This window comes from Thermoplasmata archaeon, from assembly GCA_035632695.1.
GTDB lineage: Archaea > Thermoplasmatota > Thermoplasmata > RBG-16-68-12 > RBG-16-68-12 > RBG-16-68-12.
Window position 1 is genome coordinate 1 of the sequence record DASQGG010000043.1, and the last position, 2,071, is coordinate 2,071.

3 protein-coding genes are annotated in these 2,071 nt (G+C 66.4%); all 3 read left to right on the top strand.

The genetic code is table 11. The features are described 5' to 3' along the window. The first annotated feature begins 406 nt into the window (after positions 1 to 406). The 3 genes from VEY12_03585 to VEY12_03595 all read left to right on the top strand — a co-directional run bounded on the left by VEY12_03585 (position 407) and on the right by VEY12_03595 (position 1,898). Positions 407 to 955: a TATA-box-binding protein gene (locus VEY12_03585; GenBank protein ID HYM39216.1), complete on the top strand. Its 549-nt coding sequence runs from the start codon at positions 407 to 409 to the stop codon at positions 953 to 955. A 107-nt stretch (positions 956 to 1,062) separates the two neighbouring features. Continuing rightward, entirely contained in the window at positions 1,063 to 1,335 is a 273-nt protein-coding gene (locus VEY12_03590) for a hypothetical protein (protein HYM39217.1), read from the top strand. 89 nt (positions 1,336 to 1,424) lie between these two features. Then, positions 1,425 to 1,898 carry a GNAT family N-acetyltransferase gene (locus VEY12_03595; protein HYM39218.1) on the top strand — a complete coding sequence of 158 codons (474 nt, stop codon included), beginning with the start codon at positions 1,425 to 1,427 and terminating at the stop codon, positions 1,896 to 1,898. Positions 1,899 to 2,071 lie beyond the last annotated feature (173 nt).

Here is a 2,071-nt window from a genome sequence, read left to right on the forward strand (position 1 = left end):
CACTTAAGGGTTGGCTCCTCATTCCCAGGGGTCGCAACGCAAACTCCACACTGGGGCGACGACCCTTTTCCGGCGTGTCGCAGAACGAAGACATTGAGAGGGCCACGTTCAAGTCCGATCGAATCGGGTGCATCGCGGACCGGCGCGCCCGTAGCTCGCGCCCGCCGTCATGAGGGAGCTGAGTGCTGCCGAGGAGTCGATGAGTCCGATCGGGTTTGAACGCGGGAGTTCACCCTCTAGGGCGCATCGGCAGACGAGGGCAAACGGGCCCATCGTGGCACCAGGCAGCTTGCGGGAGTCCCCGGTCAACGGAACTTTATAAGCAGCAGGTCCGGTTCCGTGCTGGCCGAGAGTGCCCGGGGAGAGGGGAAGAGGGGCGAGGCCTCTCGCTCGCGGAGGTTGTTCGTTGGCCAAGTTCCAGATCGAGAACGTCGTGGCGTCGACCTCCCTCGGAGAGGCGTTGGACCTCCCCGCGATTGCCCGCGCCCTGGGCGAGGCCAAGTACGAGCCGGAGCACTTCCCCGGACTCATCTACCGCCTGAGGGACCCGAAGGCGACGATCCTCCTCTTCCGGACTGGCAAGGTCATCTGCACGGGCGCGAAGAGCCTGGAGCAGGTCAAGAGGGTCATCGACCTCGTGGCGAAGCGGATCGAGACCATCGGCATCCCGGTCACCAAGAACCCGAACATTGAGGTGCAGAACCTCGTGGCAACGTCAGACCTCGGCGCCCCGATCGACCAGGCCGCGGTCGCGCGCTCCCTCCACCAGGGGCACGTCGAATATGAACCGGAGCAGTTCCCGGGCCTGGTCTACCGGATCGACGAGCCGAGAGTCGTCCTCCTCCTGTTCGGGAACGGGAAGATCGTCTGCACGGGCGCGCACGCGCCCGCCGACGTCGACGTTGCCCTGGAACGCATCCGGTCCGAGCTCAAGGCGACCGGACTTCTGCACTGATTCTACGGCCGGTCACGGTCGCGAGGCCGGGCTCCTCCCAGGGGTGCCCGGGAACCCGGCGGGCGAGGCATGGACACGCTGAGGCGGATGGTTCCCCGGTGCGATCCATGCCGATCCGTCGCGACGCCTTCCACGCGGCCCCCACGCACGAGGAAGTCGCCGCGAAGATTCGGACATTCCTGGAGGCCCATCGAGACCAGGCGTACTCGGACGCGGAGATCCTCGGGGAGCTGGGGTCGAGGCCGGATGCGATCTCGCATCCCGCGGGCCTTCACTACGCGGTCCAAGAAGGTCTCGAGGACGTCGTCCGCGTGGGCGCGATCCAGCACAGGAGGATCGGGGGCGTCGACTACCACATGGCGGAGCTGCCCGAGCCCTGACCATCGCAGGGCCTACCCGGCCGTCGTCCGCCCGCTCCCTCAGCCGTGGCGGCCGAAATGCGTATGGCGCGACGACGCGATCCGGTTCCATGGCGGAGGGGACCGCGAGTCACCGGCGTTTGGCATCGGTCCTGGTGCGGGAATCTCGGGAATCGGACATCCCGTCGTGCTTGGAGATTCAGAGGTCCGAGGGCAACCCGCTCTTCTCGTTCCAGGATTTCGGCACCATGGTCCGTGATCCGGATTGTATCTTCCAAGTCTTCGAGCTCAAGGGCCGGGTCGTGGGGTTCATCGCCGGATTTCTCGTTCCGACGAAACGCTCCGAGGCCATCATCCACGCCACGATGGTCCACCGGGATTTCCGGCATCGCGGTATCGGCAAGTTCCTCGTGGAGTCCTTTGCGGTGACGGCCTTCGACAAACACGGAGTGGGGGCCATCCTCGCCCAGGTCGAATCGGGTCCCGACGCCTTCTACGGGAAGTGTCGATTCGGGAAGGAGGCCGTGTGGAACTCGATGGTCCTACGGCGGGAGTCGTTCATGACGGGTGGCCCGCCCCCCTGAGCCGATGCACCCGGAAGACGTACGCGGCGACGCGCGAACGCAGGGCAGGTCAGCTCGGTGGACCGGCCCTCCGCTTGCGCGCGCGCCACCACACCAGGACGCTCACCGCGGCGACGACGGCCACCAAGATGCCCGCCCCAATCCATGCTCCCGAAGGACCGCCCTGAGTCCCA